Genomic DNA, 24,252 nt, shown 5'->3' with positions numbered 1-24,252 from the left:
CGCGTATGCACGACGAATCCGCCGGCAGGCCCGCCGGCCGGCCCGACTGGCGTCAGCAGTTCGCCGAGGAGGCCCGCGCGGAGCGCGCGGACCTCGCGTTGATGTGCCTGCTGGTCGGCGCGGAGGCCGACCCCTCCGTGGACGAGGCCGTTCTGGACGCGGCCCAGATCGAACTGGACCGGCTCGCCGGACTGCTCCCCTTCGGCCTGACCGATCCGCACGCGTGGGCCACGGCGCTGGCCGAGCTCCTGGGCGGGCGCTGTGATTTCGGCGGCTCGCCCGCCGACTACCAGCGCCTGGAGTCCTCACTGCTGCACGAGGTACTGCGCCGCCGCAGGGGCCTGCCGATCCTCCTCTCGGTGGTCTGGATCGAGGTCGCCCGCCGGGCGGGCGCGCCGGTGTACGGGGTGGCCCTGCCGGGCCACTTCGTCGTGGGCTTCGGCGACCCGGAAAAGCAGGTGCTCGCGGACCCCTTCGCGGGCGGCCGTGTGCTGACGGGCCCGGACGCGGAACTGCTGGTGGCGGGCGCTACGGGAGCACCCATGGACCCTTCGATGCTGTTGCCGGCGGACCCGGTCGACGTGGTCGTGCGCATCCTGAACAACATCCGTGCCTGGGCCGCGACCCGCCCGGAACGCTCGGACGTCGCACTGTGGGCGGTCGAGCTGTCCCTCCTGCTGCCCTCGCATCCGGCGCGACTGCGCTACGAGCGGGCTCAACTGCTCGTACAGCGCGGGGAGTTCCTGACGGGGGCGGCGGAGCTGGATGCGTACGCGGATGTGGTGGCGGCGGTGGACCAGACCGCGGCGGACACGATCAAGGGGAAGGCGCGGGCAGCGCGGGCGATGCTGAACTGAGTCCCGGACACCCTGATCGTTCGGTATATCCCGCGCGTCCCGTCTGTCCCGGGCGTCCCGCGTGTCCCGGGCGGCCTGAGCGTCCCGGTGTCACACTCGCGCGCCGTCGCGACTCTCAGGATGCCGGGCGCCCCCGTTCGTGGACGCCCGCGCTCGGCGTCCCAAAGGCCGCGGCCGCACTCGGCCTACTCATCGGCTTCTGGCTCCCGTCACTCGACACGGCGGCGGCAGTCGGCCTCGTGCTCATCTCCGTCTGCGCGGTCGTGACTCATTTGCGGGTGCGGGACTACACGTTCGGGCTGCACTACCCCGTCCCTGGCGCCGGCCGTTGCAACTCTGACGCTCAGTCTGTTGTGACGTGAATCCGCATTGATCATTTACGCGGCCGCATGAGACCGTATTCGCACATGCATTCTGCGAACGGCGTCTCAAACGGGGGGACTTCAAGCCGTGGCTGTGACCGTGCCGGACTGGGCCGACACTCTGCTGGATCTGATCGGCGTCTCGTGGCCGAACGTCGATGAGGACGCGTACCGCGATATGGCGGACTCCTTGCGGGAGTTCGCCGAGGACCTGGAGGACGACGGGCAGCTCGCCAACAACCACGTACAGAGGCTCCTAATTCGTGAGTAGGCGGTTCCAGCTCGGCCCGGAGTGGGCTGCTGGACTGTCGAGATGGGCTGGGTTCGTGGTGGTCCCGTGGGCGCCGGGCTGACCCCTATGTGTTCCGGGTCCGTCGAGGCCTTGGACGCCCTCAACGAGCACTGGGGAAAGGTCAAGGACAAGCACCTCAAGGACGTCGCCTCGGCGGCGCGCACGATCGCGGGCGCGCTGGACACCGCCGCCGGGGCGATCGAAGTCATGAAAGGCGCCGCGCTGGTCCAGCTCGGCTACCTGGCGAGCGAGGCCGGGATCGCCATCTCCCTGATCCCGGTCACGGGCGGTCTGTCCGCGCTGATCGGCGCCGGGGCGATGCGTGCGACCCAGGAGGTCGTCAGGCGCCTGATCAAGGAGTGCGTGGAGGAGGCGGTCGGCTATGTCATCGAGGCGATGACCGAACCGGCCGTCGCAGCCCTCGAAGGCCTCGCCGCCGACCTCGTCGTCCAACTCGGCGCCACTGCACTGGGGTTGCAGGAAGGCGTCGACCTCGACCAGGCCAAGCAGGCGGGCAAGGACGGCTTCAACGAAGGCGTGCAGGGCTCCAAGGAGGCGATGCACCTGGCCTCCGCCGGGGGCTCGGGCGGCGGAGGCGGCAAGGGCAAGGGCGTCCATATCGAACACGGCGAGCACGACCACGCCTCCACCCAGCTCAACGGCGTCAGCGTCAACATCCACGGCAAGACCGCCGGCAAGCTCACCAAGGCCAAGTCCCATCACGGCCGCACGCGCGGCCGCGACAGCATCGCCGAGGCCATCGACCCGGTCGCGGACAAGGCCATGGACGCCCTGGAGAAGGCCGTCAAGACCATGGGGAACCATGTCGGCAAGACGCTGCCCAAGGCCGTCAAGCAGATCTCCAAGGACCACAAGAACAACGACGACGACATCGGCGCCCGCTTCGCCAAGCAGCGCAAGGGCGACGGAAAGGACGGCGGTAAGAACGGCAGGAGTGACGGCCCCTCGTCGCGCAAGAAGCCGGACTCCCTGCGCAAGGCCAAGGACGAGCCCCGCCGCAAGGGCATCTCCCTCGAGAAGAAGAAGTGCGAGAACGACCCGATCGACGTCGCGACGGGCGAGATGACGCTCCCGCAGACGGACTTGTCACTGCCGGGCGTCCTCCCCCTCGTCCTGCGCCGCACACATCTGTCCGAGTACCGCTACGGCCAGTGGTTCGGCCGCAGCTGGGCCTCGACCCTCGACGAGCGCATCGAACTCGATCCGGTCGGCGGAGGCGCGGTCTGGGCGCGCGAGGACGGCTCACTCCTGATCTATCCGCGTCTGCCGCACCCCGACGACTCCGAGCCGGTCATGCCCCTGGAGGGCCCTCGCCTTCCGCTCTCGTACGGCGAACAGGACAACGCGGAGACGACATACCGCGTCACCGACGCTCACACCGGCCTGACGCGCTCTTTCACCGGCAGCCCGTACAACGGGTCCGCCGCGTACTGGCTCACGGAAGTCGAGGACCGCAACCTCAACCGCATCACTTTCGCCCGCCAGGGCGACGGCACCCCGACCGTCGTCTCCCACTCCGGCGGCTACATGGTCACGCTGACTTCCGGGGACGCCCGAATACGCGAACTCGCCCTGCGCACTCCCGACGGCCCGCTCACCGTCATGCAGTACGGCTACGACGACCTGGGCAACCTCACCGAGGTCATCAACTCCTCGGACCTGCCCCTACGCTTCACGTACGACCCCGACAGCCGCATCACGTCCTGGACCGACCGCAATGACTCGACCTTCCAGTACGTATACGACTCCGTCGGGCGAGTCATCCGCACGATCGGCCCGGACGGCTACCTGTCGTCGACCTTCGCGTACGACGTCCACGAGGAGACGGGCGACCGGATCACCCGCTACACGGACTCGACGGGCGCGACGAAGGTTTACCACCTCAATGACCACCTCCAGGTCGTGGCGGAGACGGATCCGCTGGGCAACACGGCCCGTCAGACCTGGGACCGGTACGACCACCTCCTGTCCCGCACCGACCAGCTCGGCCGGACCACCGCGTACACCTACGACGAACGAGGCAATCTCACCGACGTCGCGCACCCGGACGGCACCTCGGCCACGGTCGAGTACAACGAGCTGAACCAGCTCACCGCCGTCACCGGACGGCGCCGTGTCGCGTCAGGAGTACGACGAGCGCGGCAACCCGGTCCTCTTCACCCGCCCCAACGGGACGACGACCCGGCTTACCCATGACGCACGCGGCCATCTCACGGGTGTCGACGACTCCCTGGGTGCCCTGGACCGGCTGCGTTGCGACGCGGCCGGCCTCCCGCTGGCGATCCGCGGCCCGCTCGGCACGGTTACCCGCTACGCGCGCGACGCGTTCGGCCGCGCGGTCCGGATCACCGATCCGCGCGGCCGCGTCACCGAGTTGGAGTGGACCGTCGAGGGCAAGCTCGCCCGCCGCACCGATCCGGACGGCTCGCAGCAGTCCTGGACGTACGACGGCGAGGGCAACTGCCTTGTCCACACGGACGCGATGGGTGGCGAAACCCGCTTCGAGCACACCCACTTCGATCTGGTCTCCGCCCGCACCACACCGGACGGCGCGCGCCACAAGTTCGCCCACGACACCGAGCTGCGCGTGTCGCGCGTCACCAACCCCCAGGGCCTCACATGGAGCTACGCGTACGACCAGGCCGGCCCGGCCGTCAGTGTCGGCGGTCGTGACTCGGGGATGACAGATGTCATGCACGCGGCCGTGACAACAGGGGTTGAGCGCGGGTGCGGAGACCGCGTTGGTTCGCCGTGGCCGCCCGGTCGCCGGTTCGCCCGGTCTGTTCGCCCGGTCGCCGGTTCACCCGGTCTGTTCGCCCGGTCTGTTCGTCATCGACCGCCGGACGGGCTCGGAGTGAGCCGTCCGGCGATCGGTGACAGAACTAGCTCGGGTCGAGCGCTATCTCGCTGACGCGCTCGGTCGGCGACTTGCCGCGCAGCGCCGTTCCCATGGCCTGGGCGACGTCGTCCGCGGAGAGCTGGTGCTTCTTGCCGTCACCCTTGGTGATCATGACGCCGTCGAAGACACCGTCGAGGAGGTCGTCGATCGCCTTCTTGTCGTAGACCTCGACGAGCTTGCCGTCGATCGCCTTCATGGAAAGGATCTTGGGCAGCGACTTCGCCGGTCCGAACTGGATCTGCTTGCCACCCGCCTTGATGGTGATCAGGCCGGACATCGCGGGCTCTGCGAAGTCCTTCATCGCCCGGTCGAGCTCGGCCTTCTTGATGGTCGGCTCGCGGGTGGCGACGGGCAGCTGGACGACGTTCGGCCTGCCGGTCTCGACCTGGGCGCGGTAGGCGTCCTTGACCGAGATCATCGAGCGGCCCACGTCCAGCGTCTGACCCGCCTTGCCGGGTATGGCGACGGCCTTGCCGGGCTCGAATTTGATCGTGCCCTCGGAAGCCGAGCCGGAGACGCCCGCCAGGTCGGTGAGCGCGACGCCCAGCTTTTCCTCGTCGACCAGGATCACCGGTTCGGCGGCACGCTCGGCGCCGAGGAGGGAACCGATCACCGAGACCGGGTTGTAGTCGCTGCCCGCGGCGGCGCGAACGGTGGCCTGGCTGTCCAGGGAGAGTCCGGCCTTGTCCGGGGCGAGCTGCTCCTTCTTGCCGCCCACCGTGAGCTGGAGCGGCCCGGCAGCGCGCTTGCCGAGGGCGGCGTCGAGCTTGCTGACCGCCTGCTCCTTGGTGCCGCCGCCGATGTCGACGCCGAGCACCGTGGTGCTCTTGGGTACGTCGGAGTGATTGATCAGCAGGCCGGCGCCGTAGGCGACGGCGAGCAGGCCGACCACACCGGCTCCGGCGAGCACCAGCTTGGAGCGGCCCTTCTTGGCGGGCGCGGACCTGGGGCTGGGAGCGGGCCTGGCGGCGGCGGGCGCGGGCACCACGGGACCGGCGGGGCCGCCGGGTCCACCACCGGGACCACCGGGGAACTCCGGTGCGGAGAAGTCCCCCTCGTCGAAGCCCTGCTGGCCGGAGCTGTGGGGCGCCAGCGGGTTCGGACCGGTGCCGGGGCCGGAGAGCGGGCCGCCGAGAGGCGGGAAGGGCGAGCGGTGCTCCGGTGGGACCACGGGGATGCCACTGGTCAGCGTGTCACCGGAGACATGGCTGCCACCGGGCTCGGGGGCGGGCTGCTGAGGGGTGAGCACCGCGGTGTCGTCGGACATCCGGGGCGCGCCACCGGGACCGGGACCGCCGAAAGCTGGACCGGGGGGACCGCCAGGACCCGGTACGCCGGGAACGCCGGCTCCCGGACCACGCTGGCCGCCCGCACCGGCAACGCCCGCGCCGGGAACGCCGGCTCCCGGACCGCCGGGGGGCCGGCCGAGCGGCATGCTGCCGGTGACCGGTCCCGTCGTCGGCCCGGTGGGGCCGAGGGACGCGCCGGGCGGACGTACACCCAGCGGAGGCATGCTGCCCCCGGGAGCGAAGCCGTTCGCGCCGGAGGCAGGGCCGTCCGCGTTCGCGGCGAGGTCGCTGAGCGAGCCGCCACCGCGCGGCGCTCCGGGCCCGCCGTTGCCGGGACCGCTGTTCGCCGGTCCGCCCTGGCCGGGAATGTTCACACCGGGACGGCTCTGACCGGGACCGTCCTGCCGGCCGTCCGAGAAGTACGGGAGACCGGCACCGGGACCGCCGCCGTTCGCGCCGGCGCCCGGCCCCGTGGGCGCGGCAGGAGCGGACTGCTGTCCGGCCGAGGCCGCCAGACCCGCCCCATTCGTGCCCGAAGCCGGATTCGTACCCGAAGCCGGACTCGTACCCGAAGCCGGACTCGACTTGCGCGGTGCGAACCAGTCGCTGGTCGGCGCCTTCTCCTCGGCCGCCGGCTCCGCCGCAGGCGCGGCAGGCTGCTCCGGCGCGTCGGGCCGCCGTGTGCTGCCCGTGCGCTCGCTGTCCTGTCTGGCCGAGGCGGCGTCCACGTCGCTCATCGGCGTACGCATCACGACCGGCGGGATCGGCCGCGAACCCGGGATGTTGATCCGGATACGCGTCGTCAGCGTGGTCTCGGTCCTGGGCTCGTCAGGCTGCGGCTCGGGAGCCACGTCGGCGGCCTCGTCCGGAGCGCCCTGCGGAGGATGCAGCGACGGATACTGGCGGGATCCGTACGGCGGTGTCCCCGAGGGGTACGCGGCTCCACCGCGCCCCTGGGGGCCGGAGGACGAACTGTCAGTTTCACGACTCAAAGCAGGTTCTCCCGGTTGGCTCCGCCGCCCGTTTCTTACTGGATAGCTACTGCTGCGGGCGGCTCGGCGGCGCGCACCACCATACTGGCCGCTGCCGACAGACACCCCGGGACTGTGGAAAGCGACATTTCCGCCGACCGTACGGGCATGGTCAGTTCAGTGGCTTCCCACCCCTTGGGGCGACCCACCATAGGGGCCTGCCGCCAGGACTGCATGGCGGGGGTCCCGCCCGAGGTGAGCGCGGTCTCCGGCACCTTGACCTCGCACACCCCGGAAAGCCACACAACCCGGGAAGAGTTGCTCCGCCCGGGCCCTACTTGCCGAGTCGGCCGGGCCCGCCACCCGGGTGCGGGGGCCGCGACATCGTGGCGCACATCACAGCCAACGCCATTCCGCCCAGCATGAAGACGAGCGGTCCGATCCCCGCGGAGAACAGCCCGTCGCCCTCCGGGCGTCCGATGCTGAGCAGCACGATCGCGAGCAGCCAGCCCACGGCCGGCGCCAGCACGCCGAGCTGCGTCCCGGTGGCCCGCAGCGAACCGTAGAACAGACCTGCCGTGGCAAGCAGGGCGAGCACCAACCCGCCGGGGAACCAGGCCCCTTGGACAAGTGAACCGGCGACGCCGATGAGCGCACCGAGAACGGCGAGTCCGAAGTAGGCGGCGATCCGGCCCGGCTTCGGCGACCGGGAGAGCCAGGCCCCCGGTACGTGCTGTCCGCCCGTGGATCCGCTCATGCCGGCACCCCCGCGAAGAGATCGTGTTCGCGCGCTCCGGCCGGTGCGCCGGACTCGCCCCGCACCAACTGGTAGTACTCGGTCGCGAAGATCGGCTGCCCCAGGTCGTTGGAGAGTGCGAAGAAGGGGCCGTCCACGGCGATTTGGGTGGCATGGGCGCGCATCGCCGCCGCCTTCTGTTCCGCGTACGCCGTGGCGTCGATTTCGGTGGTGATCTCGGAGTCGTCCACAACACCCGGAATGTCGTCGAGGGCCGCGATGCCCGGGAAGTCCGCACCGGCGGCGCGGAGGCGGGCGAAGCCCTCCTCCGCCACCGAGCGCGGCACCCGGTTCCAGTAGATCTTGGCGATGGTGTGCGCCTCGCCGAGGTCGCGCCGGAAGGCGGGATCGGCGGCCAGCTCGGCGGAGCGCATCGCGACCCGGTGCGCCTGGATGTGGTCGGGATGCCCGTAGCCGCCGTGCGGGTCGTACGTCACGAGCACCTGCGGACGCGCGGAACGAATCACCTCGACGAGATACGGGGCCGCCTCGTCCACATCGGTGTTCCAGAACGCGCCCTCGCGGTGGTTCTGCTCCACGCCCATCATCCCGGAGTCCCGGAACCGGCCGGGACCCGCGAGGAAGCGGTGGTCGGTGACGCCCAGCTCCTTCATCGCGGCGGCGAGTTCGCCGACGCGATGAACGCCCAGCCGGTCCTCCCGGTCGGGCGCGAGATGGGCGAGGTCGGGCGGGATGACCTCGCCCTCCTCACCGAGTGTGCAGGTCACCAGGGTGACCTGGGCGCCGGCGGCCGCGTACAGAGCCATCGTCGCGCCGTTGTTGATCGACTCGTCGTCCGGATGCGCGTGCACCAGGAGCAGACGACGGGCGGGAAGATCCTTCATACCGGACAGCCTACGAGGCCTGACCTTCGCTAGAACTTGATGCCGCCGATCATTCCGGCCACGTTTGTCGTGAGTTCGTTGATGGTGGGAGCAATGGACGAGCTTGCGAGATAGAACCCGAGCAACACGCAGACCGCCGCATGCCCACCCTTCAGCCCGGACTTCCGGACCAGCAGGAAGACGACGATCGCCAGCAGCACCACCGCCGAAATCGAGAGTGCCACGGCGGTTCACCTCCACAGATATTCGGTAGGGACGGGCAGGTTGCATGTGCCGGGGGGGTTCATACCCACCTTGCGCTACGGATCATAACTATCCGTACCAACGCATCGATCGGTGCACGGCAGCACATGGGGGCGCACGAACGCTAGGTTCGGTCGCATGACCTCGAGGCAGCAGCTCTCCTTCCCGCGTCAGTACGCCAGGACCCAGCGCTTCACGCTGGGCGCACCGCGCGCCTTCACCGTGTCCCCGGACGGCTCCCGGGTGGTGTTCCTCCGTTCGGCCTCCGGGACCGACCGGACGGGCCGGCTCTGGGTGCTGGAATTCGACGCGCGCGGACGCCAGGCCCAGGAACGCCTGGCCGCCGATCCGGACGCGCTGCTCGGCGGTGCCGCGGAGAAGCTGTCGGCGAACGAGCGGGCCCGGCGCGAGCGCAGCCGGGAGGGGTCGGCCGGCATCGTCGGCTACGCGGTGGACCAGGCGGCCGAGTTGGCGGCGTTCGCGCTGTCGGGGCGGCTGTACACGGCCGAACTGCGGGCCGGGACCACGCGCGAACTGCGGGTGCCTGGGCCGGTGATCGACCCCCGGCCGTCTCCCGACGGCCGCCATGTCGCCTATGTGGCGGGCGGCGCGCTGCGGGTGACCGGTGCGGAGGGGGAAGGCGACCGGGCGCTGGCCGAGCCGGAGGACGAGCAGAGCGCGTACGGTCTCGCGGAGTTCATCGCGGCCGAGGAGATGGACCGCTCGCGCGGCTTCTGGTGGGCGCCCGAGTCGGACCGGCTGCTGGTCGCCCGGGTCGACGAGCGGGACGTACAGCGCTGGTGGATCTCCGATCCCGCGCATCCGGACCGGGAACCGGAGCGGGTGGCGTATCCGGCGGCGGGGACGCCCAACGCCGAGGTGCGGCTGTTCCTGCTCACCCTGGACGGAGAGCGTACGGAGGTGAGCTGGGACCGGGCCCGCTATCCGTATCTGGCACGGGTGCACTGGTCGTCCGCGGGCGCTCCGCTGCTGCTCGTCCAGTCCCGGGACCAGCGGACCCAGCTGTATCTGGCCGTGGACACGGCGTCGGGCGAGACCCGGACGGTGCATGTCGACGAGGATCCGGTGTGGCTCGAGCTCTTCCCCGGAGTGCCCGCCTGGGCGCCGGACGGGCGTCTGGTGCGGATCGCGGACGAGGGCGGGGCACGGGTGCTCGCGGTGGGCGACCGGGCGCTGACCGGAGCGCAGTTGCAGCTGCGGGCGGTGCTGGACATCGGCGAGAGCGACGTCCTGGTGTCGGCGGCGGCGGGCGAGGAGGCCGCGGAGCCGGAGACCGGCGAGATCCATGTGTACCGGGTCAATGAGCTGGGGATCGAGCGGATCTCGGACGGTGCGGGAGTGCACTCGGCGGTGCGCTCCGGCAGGGTGACGGTACTGGCTTCGTCCCGTACCGAGGTGAGTGGCGCGTCCGTGCAGGTGCTGCGGGACGGGAAGCCGGTCGCGGTCGTCGCGTCGTACGCGGAGCAGCCGGTGCTGAAGGCCCGGGTGCGGCTCTGCGAGGGGGGCGCGCACCGGATTCCGTGTGCCGTACTGCTGCCCTCCGGCTACAACGACTCGGACGGGCCGCTTCCGGTTCTGCTGGACCCGTACGGGGGACCGCACGGTCAGCGGGTGTACGCGGCACAGAATCCGTATCTCACCTCCCAGTGGTTCGCCGACCAGGGATTCGCGGTGATCGTCGCGGACGGCCGGGGCGCTCCGGGCCGCTCCCCGGGCTGGGAGAAGGCCGTCAAGGACAACTTCCCGCTCACTCTCGACGACCAGATCGAGGCGCTGCACTCGCTCGCCGGGACCTTCCCGCTGGATCTCGGCCGGGTGGCGATCCGCGGCTGGTCGTACGGCGGCTATCTGGCCGCCCTCGCGGTGCTGCGCCGTCCGGATGTCTTCCATGCGGCGGTCGCGGGTGCGCCGGTGACCGATTTCCGGCTGTACGACACCCACTACACCGAGCGCTATCTGGGCGATCCGGCGACGAGGCCCGAGGTGTACGCGGCCAACTCACTCGTCACGGAAGACGGGTTGACGGCCCCGGAGAACCCGCCACGCCCCTTGATGATCATCCACGGTCTGGCGGACGACAATGTGGTGATGGCGCACAGCCTGCGGCTCTCCTCCGCGCTGCTCGCTGCGGGCCGTCCGCATGAGGTGCTGCCGCTGACCGGAGTGACCCACATGACGCCGCAGGAGCAGATCGCGGAGAATCTGCTGCTGCTCCAAGTGGACTTCCTCAAGCGGTCGTTGGGGCTGCCGTTCAGGCCGCCCGGCGACTGAGCAGCGGGGCGGGGAGCCTCGGGGGGCTACCAGCCCGGCGGCGGAGAGGAGGGCGGCGGCGGGCCGAATCCGCCGCCGGCCTGCGGCGGGCCGTAGCCGCTCTGCGGACGGCCGTAGGCGGACCGCGGCTGCTGCCGGTCCGGGGCACCGCCGCCCGCCGGGCCCCTCTCGCCCCGTCGGGCGAGCGCGAGCAGCAGCACCGCACCGGCCGCCAGCTCGAACAGCCAGGTCCCCAAGAGGAGTTGCTCGCGGACCGGCAGATCGCCGAGCCGGGAGAAGAGACGGTTCCGTACGGCGAAGTCGAGCCCGGTCCCACCCATACCCACCAGGAACACCGCGACGACCAGCCCCAGCGGCCGGGAGAAGACGGCGTGGAACAGCGCACCGGCCGCCGCCACCAGGGCGAGCACCACCATCACCGCGGTCAGCCAGCCCGGCGGAACCCCGAGCAACGGCAGCCGGACGGTCTCGCTGCCGGTGAACCGGTCGAGGTAGCGCGTACCCGCGTATCCGGTGGCCGTGTCGATCTCCCAGGCCACCAGCACACCCGCCGATGCGCCCAGCAGCAGAAGGGCGAGCACCGAGACACCCCGGGTGGGCCGGGTCGGCGTCCGCTCATGGGCGTACGTGTCATGGGTGGCGTAAGAGTCGTGGGCCGCGCCGGGCGCGCGTCGGCCTGCGGCGGCCGTGATGATCAGTCCGATGCCGAGCCCGAGCGCGGCGAAGACGCAGTACATGGCACGGGTGCGCAGTTGATGGGTGGACAGCACATCCATCCAGGAGGAGCTGAGCACCCACAGCCCCGGCAGCCGTACGGCGAGCGTGATCACTCCGGCTGCCACCAGGGCCGCGGCCGCGACGGGCGAGCGCGGGGCGGCGATGGCCACGGTGACGTACACCGCCAACAGCAGCGGGTCCTGGAGCGTGGTCGTCAGTGGGGCGGGGGCAGCGCTGCGGCGGCTGCCGGTCCAGTGCCGCCAGAGATCGAGCGGATCGGCGGCCGTGGTGAGATCCCGGACGATCCAGGCAGCCACGATGAGCGCGAGCGCGGCGCACAGCACCGCTCCGGTGATCCGGGCTGCCCGCGTGAGAGTCACAAGGGCGATCCTGCATCGCCGTACACCCTTGAACAAGGGCTCGCGCAGCGCGCGGGCGACCGGCCGGGGCTACATGGCGAGCCCCGGCCGGTCTACGGCACCCGCACGGCCGTACGCTGTTCAGCCTGACGCGTTCGTATATCGGAGTTGCGACAGTCAAGTTGCCTACGTGTTAACGAAATTGATGGGCATTTATAGAGCTATGTCGCTCGCCCGAAAGGCCTGTCAAGCACGTGGGCAGATCGATCTGCAGAATCTTCGCTCAAGAAGCGCATGGACAACACAGCTTGCGCCGCGAGACTCTTGACCGGCACAGACCACGATTGCCACAGTCCGCTCAAACAGCGGCGTTTACCGACGTCCGCGGCCGGTGCGTAAGTCATGAACCGAGAGTCATGAGTTGCGGGGGCGAGAAGTGACGTGACGATTCCATCCCGTGCCGGGTCGACCGGCCCGGAGGCCGGCCCGACCGCCGAGACCGGGCCGCTCCCTGTCGCTGCGAGCAAGGAGGAGCGGACGCTTGTCGGCCGGTCCCCGGGCCAGCTGGCATGGCGGCGCTTCACACGCGATCGTACGGGCTTACTTGCCGCGTACATCGTGCTGTTCTTCTTCCTCGTGGCGGCGCTCGCTCCGGTGATCGGCTGGCTGTACGGAAAGGATCCGTACACCACCTACGGCCTCGATCATCCGGAACTGCTCGATCCGGTCACCGGCTATCCGATGAAACCGAACGGCGGCATCGACGGGGAATTCTGGTTCGGAGTCGAGCCGAGACTGGGCCGCGACGTTCTGATGCAGTTGGTGTACGGAATCAGGACCTCGCTCCTGATCGGCCTGGCGGCCACCATTCTCTCCACCATCACGGGAATTCTCGTCGGGGTGACGGCAGGTTACCTGGGCGGCCGTACCGACTACTTCCTCGGCCGCTTCATCGATCTGCTGCTCTCCTTCCCGCAGCAGCTCTTCTTCGTCGCCTTCATGCCAGTGGTCACCGCGCTCTTCGTGAGCCCGCAGAAGGAGACCCCGACGTACTTCCGGGTCACGGCGCTGGTGCTCGTCCTGTGGCTGCTGGGCTGGATGACGCTGGCGCGGCTGCTGAGATCCTCGGTACTGAGCCTGCGCGAGAGGGAGTTCATCGAGGCCGCCAAGGTCACCGGCGCTCCGCCGTGGCGCATCATCCGCCGGGAGCTGCTGCCGAATGTGACGACACCGATCCTGGTGCAGTCCACGCTGATGCTGCCCAACTTCGTGACCCTCGAGGCCGGCCTCTCCTTCCTCGGGGTGGGTCTGGTGGAGCCGACGCCCGACTGGGGCCGGATGTTCGCCAAGGGGGCCGACTTCTACGAGGGCGACATCACGTACATGTTCTTTCCGGGCATCGCCATGGTGATCTTCGTGGTCGCCTTCAACCTGCTCGGGGACTCGGTCCGGGACGCCATCGACCCGAAGACCAAGCGTTGACGCACGCCGCAAGGCACTGAGTGTTCCCTCCGACGAGGCAGGTGAGTGGAGACCATGACATCCACCATTCAGCGAAGAGTGCGGATTCCGGCCGTCGCGGTTGCCGCCGGCGCGCTTGTGCTGTCCGCGTGCAGCAGCGGCGGCGGAGGCGACAGCAAGGACAAACAGTCCAAGGAACCCGAACTCACGCAGCGGTCCGTCACCATCGGCACCGCCCAGGACTCCACCGGACCCGCCCCGGACCTGCCGGGGGCCAAGCCGGGCGGCACGGTCACCGTGCTGCAGCGTGATGCCTTCGAGCATCTGGACCCCGGCCAGATCTATGTCAGCGACGAGCTGATCATGCAGACGCTGTTCAACCGCACGCTCACCACGTACAAGATCGACGACAGGACCGGCAAGGTGACGCTGGTCGGCGACCTCGCCAGGGACACCGGCAAGTCCTCCGACGGCGGCAAGACCTGGACGTACACCCTGAAGGACGGGCTGAAGTTCGAGGACGGTACGCCGATCACCTCGAAGGACGTGCGGCACGGCGTCGAGCGGCTGTACGCCAAGTACCAGGTGAGCGGGCCGACGTATCTGCAGCAGTGGCTCTCCGGAGCCGGTCAGACCTTCCGCAAGGCGCTGCCGGACGGCCCGTACAAGGGCAGGCATCTGCCGGACAGCGTGCTGGCGACGCCGGACGACAAGACCATCGTGTTCCACTTCGCCCAGCCACGCGCCGAGGTGCCGTTCGCGGTCGCCATGCCGAACATCACCGCGGTCCCGGCGGCCAAGGACACCAAGGAGAAGTACGACAAGGCGCCGGTCTCCTCGGGTCCGTACAAGATTCGGAACTTCAAGCCGGACAAGAGCATCGAGTTCATCAGGAACACCAACTGGGACCCGAAGTCGGACGCCGTACGCCACCAGTACGCCGACAGGTTCGCGGTCACCTTCGGCCACCAGTGGGTGGACTCCACCCGCCGGCTCGTCGCCGAACAGGGCGCCGACAAGACCGGCATGACCTTCACCAACGCGGTCGACCCCTCGCTGATCGCGACGGTCCTGAAGAACAAGGACGCGATGGCGAGGTCGCTCACGAAGACCCAGCCGTACGTCGACGTGGTCAGCTTCAACATGGACCGGATCAAGGACAAGCGGGTCCGCGAGGCGCTGGCCTGGGCCTGGCCCTCGGGTCAGGTGCTGCAGCAGTACGGCGGCGTCAAGGCCGGCGAGGTCGCGGGCTCTCTGGTCGGCCCGACCCTCAAGGGCTACCGGCCGGCCGACCCGTTCGAGAAGAAGAAGTACCCGGCGGGCAACCCCGAGAAGGCCAAGGCGCTGCTGAAGGAGGCGGGCGCGGAGGGCAGGACGATCGTCTATGCCTACGCCAACACCGGCCCGGCCCAGAATTCCGCGGTGGTCGTGGAACGGGCGCTGGAGAGGGCCGGCTTCAAGGTGGAGAAGAAGGAGCTCGACTCCTCGACGTACTACACGCAGATCGGCAAGGTGAAGAACCAGTACGACGCCTACCGCTCCTCGTGGGGCGCCGACTGGCCGTCCGCGTCGACGGTCGTGCCGCCGCTCTACGACGGCAAGAACATCTACGACGACTCGGCGAACTACTCGCACCTCAACTCCCCCGCCGTCAATGGTGATATCGCCAGGGCGGAGAAGATCGGCGACATCGACCGGGCCGGCAGCGAGTGGGTCAGGATCAGCCAGAAGATCCTGACCGACGAGGTGCCGCAGGTGCCGATCTTCTACAACCGGCTGTTCACGCTCTGGGGTTCGGGCGTCGGCGGCGTGAAGTTCCACGAGCCGTACGGCACCGTGGACCCGACCGCCGTGTACGTCAAGTAGTCACCGGCGCACCGGATCGGCTCCCCGCCCCCGACCGGGCGGGGAGCCTCCTCCGGTCCTCTCCCGGAAGCCCGCGAAGCCATGCTGAGATTCCTCGTCCGCCGCTCGCTCGGCGCTCTCGTCATCCTTCTGGTGATCAGCGCGGTCACCTTCTTCCTGTTCTTCGCGCTGCCCGCCGAGCCCGCCCGGCTGGCCTGCGGGAAGAACTGCGATCCGGCCGCTCTCGCGCTCATCAACAGCAACCTCGGCCTCGACAAGCCGGTCCCGGTGCAGTACTGGGACTTCATGGTGGGGATCTTCGCGGGCCGTGACTTCACCGTCGGGCACTGTGACGCACCGTGCTTCGGCTACTCGTTCGTCAATCAGGAATCGGTGTGGGGCACGATCCTCGACCGCTTCCCGACCACGCTCTCGCTCGCCTTCGGCGGCGCGGCCGTCTTCCTCCTCGTCGGAGTCGGCATCGGCCTGCTGGCCGCCGCGCGCCGTGGCACCTGGGTCGACAAGCTCCTCAGCTCGCTGTCGCTGCTCGGCTCGTCACTGCAGATCTATTTCGTCGGCGTGCTCTGCCTCGCGCTGTTCGTCTCCGACCTCGGCTGGCTGGACCAGCCCGAATACGTTCCGATCACCGAGGATCCGGCGGGGTGGTTCGCCGGGATGATGCTGCCGTGGCTCGTCCTCTCGATGATCTTCATCGCCAACTACAGCCGTCTCGCACGGTCGTTGATGGCCGAGCAGCTCCAGGAGGAGCATGTCCGGGCGGCCCGCGCCAAGGGTCTCGCCCGCCGGACCGTCTTCTTCCGGTACGCCATGCGAGGCGCGGTCGCCCCGGTCCTGACCATCTTCGGCATGGACCTCGGCTCACTGCTCGGCGGCGCGATGATCACCGAGGTCACGTTCACCCTGCACGGCATCGGACGCCTTGCGGTGCAGTCCGTGCAGCTCACCGATCTGCCCATGCTGATGGGCGTGATGCTGATCAGCGCCGCGGCCATCGTCTTCTTCAACATCGTCGTGGACGCCGTCTACGCCCTGCTCGATCCGCGCGTGCGGCTGGCCTAGGAGTCCTGAGCCACATGACCACCCTGACCAAGACCGATCAGCCGCCCCGGCCTGCCGCCGACGGCCCCTTTCTCTCCGTACGCGATCTGTACGTCCACTTCTCCACCGAGGACGGAACGGTGAAGGCGGTCGACGGGATCTCCTTCGATCTGGAGCGCGGCAGGACGCTCGGCATCGTCGGCGAGTCCGGCTCCGGGAAGTCCGTCACGAATCTCTCCATCCTCGGCCTGCACGATCCCAGGTTCACCGAGACCCGGGGCGAGATCCTGCTGGACGGCCAGGAGATGACCGGGGCCGGGGAGCGGACGCTGGAGCGGCTGCGCGGCAACAAGGCAGCGATGATCTTCCAGGACTCGCTGACCGCGCTCTCGCCGTACTACACGATCGGCCGGCAGATCTCCGAGCCGTACCGCAAGCACGCCGGGGCATCCAGGCGGGAGGCGTGGGCGCGGGCGGTTCGGATGCTCGAGAAGGTCGGTATTCCGCAGCCGAAGCTGCGGGCGCACGACTACCCGCACCAGTTCAGCGGCGGCATGCGGCAGCGCGCGATGATCGCGATGTCGCTGGTGTGCAATCCGGAGCTGCTGATCGCGGACGAGCCGACGACCGCCCTGGACGTCACCGTGCAGGCGCAGATCCTGGACCTGCTGCGCGACCTCCAGCAGGAGTTCGGCTCGGCGATCATCCTGATCACCCATGATCTGGGCGTGGTCGCCAATGTCGCCGACGACCTGCTGGTGATGTACGCGGGCCGGGCGGTGGAGCGCGGTTCGGTGCGCGAGATTCTGCGGGATCCCCAGCACCCGTACACCTGGGGCCTGCTGGGGTCGATGCCACGCCTCGGGTCGGACGTCTCGGAACCACTGACCCCCATCCCGGGAGCCCCGCCGAGTCTGCTCTCGCCGCCTTCGGGCTGCCCGTTCCATCCACGCTGCGGTTTCCCCTCCACGGTCGGCGGCACGGCCTGCGAGGACGTACGGCCGGAGCTGCCCGAGGGGCGGGGCTCCGCCTGCCACCTCACGGCCGAGCAGAAGCAAACCGTCTTCATCGAGCAGATCAGGCCCCGGCTGGGGTAGGGAGAGACTCGACATGGCGCACAGAGCCACCATCCCCGCCCCCCGTGACCGGGCTGTCGCCGACGGCGAGGTCCTGATGACTGCGGAAGGGCTGACGAAGCACTTCCCGATCATGGGCGGTTTTCCGTTCAAACGGCGGATCGGCGCGGTTCAGGCGGTCGACGGCATCGATCTCACGCTGCACGCGGGCGAGAGCTTCGGGCTCGTCGGCGAGTCGGGCTGCGGCAAGTCGACGACGGGCCGGCTGCTGACCCGTCTCCTGGAACCGACCGCCGGGAAGATCACCTACCGTGGCCAGGACATCGGCCGGGCCGACCGCAAGCAGCTGGCGCCGATACGCCCCGAGATCCAGATGATCTTCCAGGATCCGTACTCGTCACTGAACCCGCGGCAGACCGTCGGAAAGATCATTTCCGGACCCATGGAAATCAACAACGTACGGCCCAGGGGCGGGCGCGAGAGGCGGGTCCGCGAGCTGCTGGAGATCGTCGGCCTGAGCCCCGAGCACTACAACCGCTTCCCGCACGAGTTCTCCGGCGGCCAGCGCCAACGCATCGGCGTGGCAAGGGCCCTGGCGCTGGAGCCGAAGCTGATCGTCGCGGACGAACCCGTATCGGCGCTCGATGTCTCCATCCAGGCGCAGGTCGTCAATCTGCTGCAGGAACTCCAGCGGGAGCTGGGCATCGCCTTCCTCTTCATCGCCCACGACCTGGCGGTCGTACGGCACTTCTCGCAACGGGTGGCGGTGATGTACCTCGGCAAGGTGGTGGAGGTCGGCCACCGCGATTCGATCTACCACCGGCCCCGGCATCCGTACACCCACGCACTGCTCTCCGCCGTCCCGGAGGCGGCGCTCAGCGACGAGGCGGACGCGCGGGCGCAGGAACGCATCCGCCTGGCGGGCGACGTGCCGTCGCCGATCGATCCGCCGTCGGGCTGCCGTTTCCGTACGCGCTGCTGGAAGGCGCAGTCGAAGTGCGCGACCGAGGTACCGCCACTGGTGCGGATCGGGGGGAACCACGAGGGTCACCTGACGGCGTGCCACTTCCCGGAGGAGCCGACGCGGGTGCGGGAGGAGGACGTGATCCTGGACCCGGCGCTGCGGGACCTGGAGGCGGACACGGGCTGAGATTCGGCCCCTCCGACGTTCGGGAGCGGGTCCGGCGGAGCGGAGTTGCAGGGGGGCGGGTCACTCACCGCCGTCCGGCTCCTCTTCCGCCGGCACCACGCGCTTCTCCTCCGCGAAGTGGCACGCCGACGGATGATGCGCCGGCCCGCTCGCCAGCCGGAACTCCGCCGGCACCGCCAGCATGGGCACCTCCAGCTCGCACCGCTCCTGCGCCTTCCAACACCGCGTACGGAAGCGGCAGCCGGACGGGATGTTCGCCGGCGACGGCACATCACCGCGCAGAATGATCCGCTCCCGGTGCTCGCGCGCCTCCGGGTCCGGCACCGGAACCGCCGACAGCAGCGCCTGGGTGTACGGATGCGTCGGATGGTCGTAGATCTCCGCGTCCTTGCCGATCTCCACGATCCGCCCCAGATACATCACGCCCACCCGGTCCGCGATGTGCCGGACGATCGACAGGTCGTGCGCGATGAAGACGTAGCTCAGGCTGAATTCACTCTGCAGCTTGTCCAGCAGATTGATGACCTGCGCCTGCACGGAGACGTCCAGCGCGGAGACCGGCTCGTCGGCCACGATGACCTCCGGCTGAAGAGCCAGACCGCGCGCGATGCCGATGCGCTGCCGCTGGCCGCCGCTGAACTGGTGCGGATAGCGGTTGATGTACTCGGGGTTGAGACCGACGACATCGAGGAGGTCCTGGACCTTGCGGCGCCGGTCGCCCTTGGGCGCCACCTCGGGATGGATCTCGTACGGCTCACCGATGATGTCGCCGACCGTCATCCGCGGATTGAGCGAGGTGTACGGGTCCTGGAAGACCATCTGGATGTTGCGGCGGACCGCCTTCAGCGCGCGCCCGGACAGCTTGGTGATGTCGTCACCCTTGTACCGGATCTCACCGGCCGTGGGCACCTCCAGGTGCACCAGCATCCTGGCGAGCGTCGACTTGCCGCAGCCCGACTCCCCCACGATGCCGAGAGTCTCGCCCGCGACCAGGTCGAGATCGACGCCGTCCACCGCCCTGACCGCGCCGACCTGCTTCTTGAAGAGGATGCCCCGGGTGAGCGGATAGTGCTTGACCAGACCGCGGACCTCCAGGATCGCCTCAGCCATTGAGCGTCTCCTCCCAGAAGTGGCAGGCACTCCTGCGGTCCTCTGACACCTGGTACAGAGGCGGGACATCGGTCCGGCACACGTCCTGCGCCATCGGACAGCGCGGGTTGAAGGCGCAGCCCGGCGGGATCTTCATCAGGTTCGGCGGCAGGCCCTTGATCGCGTACAGCTCCCGGCCCTTCTGGTCCAGGCGCGGGATCGACTCCAGCAGGCCCTTGGTGTACGGATGGGCCGGGGCCTTGTAGATGTCGTGCACGGGAGCCGTCTCGACGATCCGGCCCGCGTACATCACCGCGATCCTGTCGGCGACGTCGGCGACCACGCCCAGGTCGTGGGTGATCAGGATGAGCCCCATGTTCAGCTCGGTCTGGAGACTGGCCAGCAGATCCATCACCTGGGCCTGGACAGTGACGTCCAGCGCGGTCGTCGGCTCGTCCGCGATGATCAGGTCCGGCTCCAGGGACAGCGCCATGGCGATCATGATGCGCTGGCGCATACCGCCGCTGAACTGGTGCGGATACTGCCCGACCCGCTCCTTCGCCCCCGGGATGCCCACCCGCTCCATCAGCTCGACGGCCTTGGCCCGAGCGTCCTTGCGCGACATCTTGCGGTGGACGGTGAACATTTCGCCGAGCTGGTCGCCGACGCTCAGCACCGGGTTCAAGGACGAGAGAGCGTCCTGGAAGATCATGGCCATCCCGGCCCCACGGATCTTCCGCCGCTCCTCCTCCTTGAGCCGCAGCAGATCCTGTCCCCGGAAGAGGACCTCGCCGCCGGCGATCTTCCCCGGTGGTGTGTCCAGGATTCCCATGATCGCCTGCGCGGTGACGGACTTCCCGGACCCGGACTCGCCCAGTACTGCGAGCGTTTCGCCTTCGTCCACCGTGTAGTTGACGCCGTTGACGGCCTTGGCCACGCCGTCCCGCGTACGGAACTCCACGTGCAGGTCGCGCACTTCGAGCAACATGGCGGCCTCCTCAGCGCAGCTTGGGGTCGAGGGCGTCGCGCACCGCGTCGCCGAGCATGATGAACGCGAGCACCGTGACCGCCAGCGCGCCGGCCGGCCAGAGGAGCATGTGCGGGGCGTTGCGGATGTACGGGGACGCGGAGGAGATGTCGATGCCCCAGGACACGGTCGGCGGCTTCAGCCCCACACCGAGGTAGGAGAGTGTCGCCTCCAGGGAGATGTACGTACCGAGCGCGATGGTCGCCACGACGATCACCGGCGCGACGGCGTTGGGGGTGATGTGCCTCAGCAGAATCCGGGAGTGGGAGGCACCGAGCGCCCGGGCCGCCTGGACGTAGTCGTTCTGTTTGGCGGTGATGACCGAGCCGCGTGCGATACGGGAGAGCTGCGGCCAGCCCAGCAGCACCATGAAGCCGATGACGGGCCAGACCGTGGTGCTGGTGACGACGGACAGCAGGACCAGACCGCCGAGGACGACGGGGATGCCGAAGAAGATATCGGTGATCCGGGAGAGGGCCGCGTCCGACGCCCCGCCGAAGAAGCCCGCCAGACCGCCGAGGACGGAACCGAGCAGCGCCACACCGAGAGTGGCGCAGACGCCGACGGTGACCGAGGTCCGCGCGCCGTAGACCGTACGCGTATAGACGTCGCAGCCCTGCCCGTTGAAGCCGAACGGATGGCCGGGCTGGGAGCCCTGCTGGGCCTTGGCGAGGTCGCACTGGAGCGGATTCTGGGTGGCGATCGACTGGGGCCAGATCGCGATGACGACCAGGAAGAGGATGATCAGGCCCGAGACGATGAAGACGGGGTTGCGACGCAGATCGCGCCAGGCGTCGGACCAGAGGCTGCGGGGCTTCTCGGCAGGACCTGTGCCCAGCGGACCGCCGGGGGTCTTCTCGAGGGTCGCTCCCTCGGTGGTCGCGAGGTCCATCGCACCGCCGGCGCCGGTGGAGGCGATGGCTCCCCCGTTGTCGTACTGAGGCTCAGGCATACCGGATCCTCGGGTCGAGAACGGCGTACAGAAGGTCGACCAGCAGATTCGCCACCAGGAAGACGATGACGAGCACGGTCACGAAGCCCACGACGGTCTGGGTGTTCTGGCGCAGGATGCCCTGGTAGAGCTGGTAGCCGACGCCATGGATGTTGAAGATGCGCTCGGTGACGATCGCACCGCCCATCAGCGCGCCGATATCGGTGCCGATGAAGGTGACCACCGGGATCAGTGAGTTGCGCAGCAGATGACGGCCGATCACCCGGCGTCTGGGCAGGCCCTTCGCCTTCGCGGTGCGGACGTAGTCGGAGCGGGCGTTCTCGGCGATCGAGGTCCGGGTCAGCCGGGTGACATAGGCGAGCGAGACCGAGGCGAGCACAAGGCCGGGGACGATCAGCTCGTTGACCGGCGCCTCCGGTGAAACGGCGGGCTTGATGATGCCCCACTCGACACCCAGCAGCAGTTGGAGGATGAGACCGGTGACGAAGGTCGGGACCGAGATCACGACCAGGGTGAGCAGCAGCACGCCGGTGTCGACGGGGCGGCCGCGCTTCAGGCCCGTGATCACACCGAGCGTGATGCCGATCAGCATCTCGAAGACGATCGCGACGACGGTGAGCCGGATGGTGACCGGGAAGGCCTCGCCCATCAGCTCCGTGACCTGCTGTCCGTTGAAGGCGGTGCCGAAGTCGCCGGTGAAGACACTGCCCATGTACGTCAGGTACTGCTGCCACACCGGCTTGTCGAGGCCGAACTCCTTGCGCAGCTGGGCAGCCGTCGCCGGGTCGCACTGCCGGTCGCCGCAGAGACCCGCGATGGGGTCGCCCATCACGTTCACCATGAGGAAGATCAGCAGCGTGGCGCCGAAGAAGACCGGGATCATCTGCAGCAGACGTCGGATCACATAACGTCCCATGAAGGCCTCCGGGGTTCGTGGGCGCGGAATGCGGGGAGGCTCGGTGTAGCTGCCGGCCCGGCGCGGTCGGTCGCGCCGGGCCGGATGCTTCCGCCGTCACTTGACCTTGATCTCGTTGTAGACCGGGACGCTGAAGGGGTTCAGTGCGACGTTCGTGACACGGTCCGAGTAGCCGGCGCTGCCGTTCTGGTACCAGAGCGGGATGGCCGCCATCTGGTCCCGTACGACTTCCTCGGCCTTCTGGAAAGTCTCCACGGCCTTCTTCGAATCGGTCTCGGCGTTGGCCTCGTCGACGAGCTTGTCGAACTCCGCGTTGGTCCACAGGCCGTCGTTGGACGAGGCGTTGGTGTAGTAGAGCGGCTGCAGGAAGTTCTGGATCAGCGGGTAGTCCATCTGCCAGCCGGCCCGGAACGGACCGGGCATCTTGTGCTGCCCGATCTGGTTGCGGAAGTCGGCGAAGGTACCGACCGGGTTGCCGACGCACGCCGTGTCGTTGCCCAGCGCGTTGTTGATGCTGTTGCAGACGGCGTCGATCCACTCCTTGTGCGAGCCGCTGTCCGCGTTGTACGAGATCTTCACCTGGCCGCCGGGGATACCGCCGCCCTCCGTGATCATCTTCTTCGCCTCTGCGGCGTTGTACTCGCAGGCGTCACCGCACAGGGTGTCGCTGAAGCCGCCGTCCACGCCGAGCACCGGCGAGGTCCAGTCCTTGGCGGGCGTACGCGTCTTCTGGAAGATCGTGTCGGTGATCTGCCGACGGTTGATCGCCCTGGACAGGCCCTGGCGGACCTTCACGGCGTCCGGCGTGTTCCAGGCCTCGTCGTAGTACGGGAAGGCAAGGGTCTGGATGATCCCGGCGGGGGTGTTGATGTACCTGCCGCCGAGGTCCGCCTGCACATTCTTGAGCTGCGAGGCCGGCACATCGTCGACAAGATCGAGGTTGCCTGCGGTCAGGTCCGTGTAGGCGGTGTTGTTGTCCGTGTACACATTCAGGTCGACGCCGCCGTTCTGCGCCTTGTCGGAGCCCGGATAGCCGTCCCATCTGCGCATGGCCAGCTTCGAGCCCTTGGCGTACGACTCGACGGTGTACGGACCGTTGCCGATGGGCTTGGACAGCCATGCGTCGTGGTTGTCGAAAAACGCCTGGGGCAGCGGGGAGAAGGCGGCGTAGCCGAGGGTGTCGGGCCAGGTGGAGAACTTCTGGGAGAGCTTGACCGTGAAGGTCTTGTCGTTGACGACCTTGAGACCCGAGAGCGTCTTTGCGGTGGGCGTGCCCTTGTCCGGGTGGACCTGTGCGTAGCCGTCGATGTAGCCGAAGAAGTAGGCGTTCTTCTGGTTGTTCTTCAGGTTGGCGCCGTAGTTCCAGGCGTCCACGAAGGACTTGGCGGTGACCTTCTCACCGTTGCTGAAGGTCCAGCCGTCTTTCACGGTGACGGTGAAGTTGACCGAGTCCGTGGTGTCGATCTTCTCGGCGAGCATGTCCTTGGCCTCGCCGGTCTTCGAGTCGTATCTCTTGAGACCGCGGAAGAGCATGTCGAGGACCTTGCCGCCCTGGACCTCGTTGGTGTTCGAGGGCTCCAGCGGGTTCTGCGGGTCACCCCAGGAGGAGCTCACGATTCCATCGGCACCACCGGCGCCACTGTCGCCGCCGCCGCACGCCGTCGCCGCGAGGCCGGCAGCCATCGCGCATACGGCCCATTTGGCGTGCGTGACTCCACGCATGGAGTGCCTCCT

Annotated in this window: 19 protein-coding genes and 1 pseudogene; 10 read left to right on the top strand and 10 right to left on the bottom strand. The window is 68.8% G+C overall.

Annotation, left to right across the window (positions count from 1 at the left end):
• The first annotated feature begins 5 nt into the window (after positions 1–5).
• The 4 genes and pseudogenes from OG966_RS26520 to OG966_RS26505 all read left to right on the top strand — a co-directional run.
• Positions 6–857 (top strand): transglutaminase-like domain-containing protein, encoded by an 852-nt coding sequence (locus OG966_RS26520; RefSeq protein ID WP_326652374.1) that lies wholly within the window; start codon positions 6–8, stop codon positions 855–857.
• A complete protein-coding gene (locus OG966_RS26515; protein ID WP_326655382.1) occupies positions 854–1,219 on the top strand; it encodes a DoxX family protein in 366 nt (121 codons plus the stop codon). Before OG966_RS26520 ends, OG966_RS26515 begins: the two co-directional genes overlap by 4 nt.
• Positions 1,220–1,307: 88 nt before the next feature.
• Positions 1,308–1,490, top strand: coding sequence for a hypothetical protein (locus tag OG966_RS26510; protein ID WP_326652373.1), 183 nt, complete (start codon positions 1,308–1,310; stop codon positions 1,488–1,490).
• A gap of 90 nt (positions 1,491–1,580) precedes the next feature.
• Positions 1,581–4,218, top strand: a pseudogene (locus tag OG966_RS26505) (DUF6531 domain-containing protein); the annotation flags it as partial.
• 196 nt (positions 4,219–4,414) lie between these two features.
• Here OG966_RS26505 and OG966_RS26495 read toward each other — a convergent pair.
• From OG966_RS26495 to OG966_RS26480, 4 genes are all read right to left on the bottom strand, one after another.
• The gene (locus OG966_RS26495; RefSeq protein WP_326652370.1) at positions 4,415–6,712 is read right to left on the bottom strand and encodes a hypothetical protein; all 2,298 of its coding nucleotides are present in this window, start codon (positions 6,710–6,712) and stop codon (positions 4,415–4,417) included.
• A gap of 313 nt (positions 6,713–7,025) precedes the next feature.
• Positions 7,026–7,448 carry a DUF6113 family protein gene (locus OG966_RS26490; RefSeq protein ID WP_326652369.1) on the bottom strand — a complete coding sequence of 141 codons (423 nt, stop codon included), beginning with the start codon at positions 7,446–7,448 and terminating at the stop codon, positions 7,026–7,028.
• Positions 7,445–8,332 (bottom strand): N-acetyl-1-D-myo-inositol-2-amino-2-deoxy-alpha-D-glucopyranoside deacetylase, encoded by an 888-nt coding sequence (mshB, locus tag OG966_RS26485; RefSeq protein ID WP_326652368.1) that lies wholly within the window; start codon positions 8,330–8,332, stop codon positions 7,445–7,447. The genes OG966_RS26490 and mshB overlap by 4 nt, the downstream gene beginning before the upstream one ends.
• A gap of 29 nt (positions 8,333–8,361) precedes the next feature.
• Complete coding sequence (locus OG966_RS26480; RefSeq protein ID WP_142213873.1) at positions 8,362–8,556, bottom strand: hypothetical protein; 195 nt, start codon at positions 8,554–8,556, stop codon at positions 8,362–8,364.
• A 157-nt stretch (positions 8,557–8,713) separates the two neighbouring features.
• On the opposite strand from OG966_RS26480, the gene OG966_RS26475 reads away from it, so the two are divergent.
• Positions 8,714–10,867 (top strand): S9 family peptidase, encoded by a 2,154-nt coding sequence (locus OG966_RS26475; RefSeq protein ID WP_326652367.1) that lies wholly within the window; start codon positions 8,714–8,716, stop codon positions 10,865–10,867.
• A 26-nt stretch (positions 10,868–10,893) separates the two neighbouring features.
• On the opposite strand, the gene OG966_RS26470 is transcribed toward OG966_RS26475, so the two are convergent.
• Complete coding sequence (locus OG966_RS26470) at positions 10,894–11,964, bottom strand: hypothetical protein (RefSeq protein ID WP_326652366.1); 1,071 nt, start codon at positions 11,962–11,964, stop codon at positions 10,894–10,896.
• A gap of 420 nt (positions 11,965–12,384) precedes the next feature.
• Here OG966_RS26470 and OG966_RS26465 point away from each other — a divergent pair, with 420 nt between their 5' ends.
• The 5 genes from OG966_RS26465 (at position 12,385) to OG966_RS26445 (ending at position 18,534) form a co-directional block, all read left to right on the top strand.
• Positions 12,385–13,425, top strand: a complete 1,041-nt coding sequence (locus tag OG966_RS26465; protein WP_406731092.1) for an ABC transporter permease — start codon at positions 12,385–12,387, stop codon at positions 13,423–13,425.
• A 54-nt stretch (positions 13,426–13,479) separates the two neighbouring features.
• A complete protein-coding gene (locus OG966_RS26460; protein ID WP_326652365.1) occupies positions 13,480–15,270 on the top strand; it encodes an ABC transporter substrate-binding protein in 1,791 nt (596 codons plus the stop codon).
• An 81-nt stretch (positions 15,271–15,351) separates the two neighbouring features.
• A complete protein-coding gene (locus OG966_RS26455; protein WP_326652364.1) occupies positions 15,352–16,329 on the top strand; it encodes an ABC transporter permease in 978 nt (325 codons plus the stop codon).
• Between the two features lie 14 nt (positions 16,330–16,343).
• Positions 16,344–17,405, top strand: a complete 1,062-nt coding sequence (locus OG966_RS26450; RefSeq protein WP_326652363.1) for an ABC transporter ATP-binding protein — start codon at positions 16,344–16,346, stop codon at positions 17,403–17,405.
• A 13-nt stretch (positions 17,406–17,418) separates the two neighbouring features.
• Positions 17,419–18,534, top strand: a complete 1,116-nt coding sequence (locus OG966_RS26445) for an ABC transporter ATP-binding protein (RefSeq protein ID WP_326652362.1) — start codon at positions 17,419–17,421, stop codon at positions 18,532–18,534.
• A 60-nt stretch (positions 18,535–18,594) separates the two neighbouring features.
• On the opposite strand, the gene OG966_RS26440 is transcribed toward OG966_RS26445, so the two are convergent.
• From OG966_RS26440 to OG966_RS26420, 5 genes are all read right to left on the bottom strand, one after another.
• Positions 18,595–19,644 carry an ABC transporter ATP-binding protein gene (locus OG966_RS26440; RefSeq protein ID WP_326652361.1) on the bottom strand — a complete coding sequence of 350 codons (1,050 nt, stop codon included), beginning with the start codon at positions 19,642–19,644 and terminating at the stop codon, positions 18,595–18,597.
• On the bottom strand, positions 19,637–20,611 hold the full coding sequence (locus OG966_RS26435; RefSeq protein ID WP_326652360.1) for an ABC transporter ATP-binding protein: 975 nt from the start codon (positions 20,609–20,611) through the stop codon (positions 19,637–19,639). The genes OG966_RS26440 and OG966_RS26435 overlap by 8 nt, the downstream gene beginning before the upstream one ends.
• 10 nt (positions 20,612–20,621) lie before the next feature.
• Positions 20,622–21,602: an ABC transporter permease gene (locus OG966_RS26430; protein ID WP_326652359.1), complete on the bottom strand. Its 981-nt coding sequence runs from the start codon at positions 21,600–21,602 to the stop codon at positions 20,622–20,624.
• A complete protein-coding gene (locus tag OG966_RS26425) occupies positions 21,595–22,518 on the bottom strand; it encodes an ABC transporter permease (RefSeq protein ID WP_326652358.1) in 924 nt (307 codons plus the stop codon). Before OG966_RS26425 ends, OG966_RS26430 begins: the two co-directional genes overlap by 8 nt.
• A gap of 96 nt (positions 22,519–22,614) precedes the next feature.
• On the bottom strand, positions 22,615–24,240 hold the full coding sequence (locus OG966_RS26420) for a peptide ABC transporter substrate-binding protein (RefSeq protein WP_326652357.1): 1,626 nt from the start codon (positions 24,238–24,240) through the stop codon (positions 22,615–22,617).
• Positions 24,241–24,252: the final 12 nt, after the last annotated feature.

Origin of the sequence: Streptomyces sp. NBC_01750 (genome assembly GCF_035918095.1) — a bacterium.
Taxonomy (GTDB): domain Bacteria; phylum Actinomycetota; class Actinomycetes; order Streptomycetales; family Streptomycetaceae; genus Streptomyces.
The sequence above is the reverse complement of the archived record's forward strand: the minus strand, read 5'-3'. Positions and strand labels throughout refer to the sequence as shown.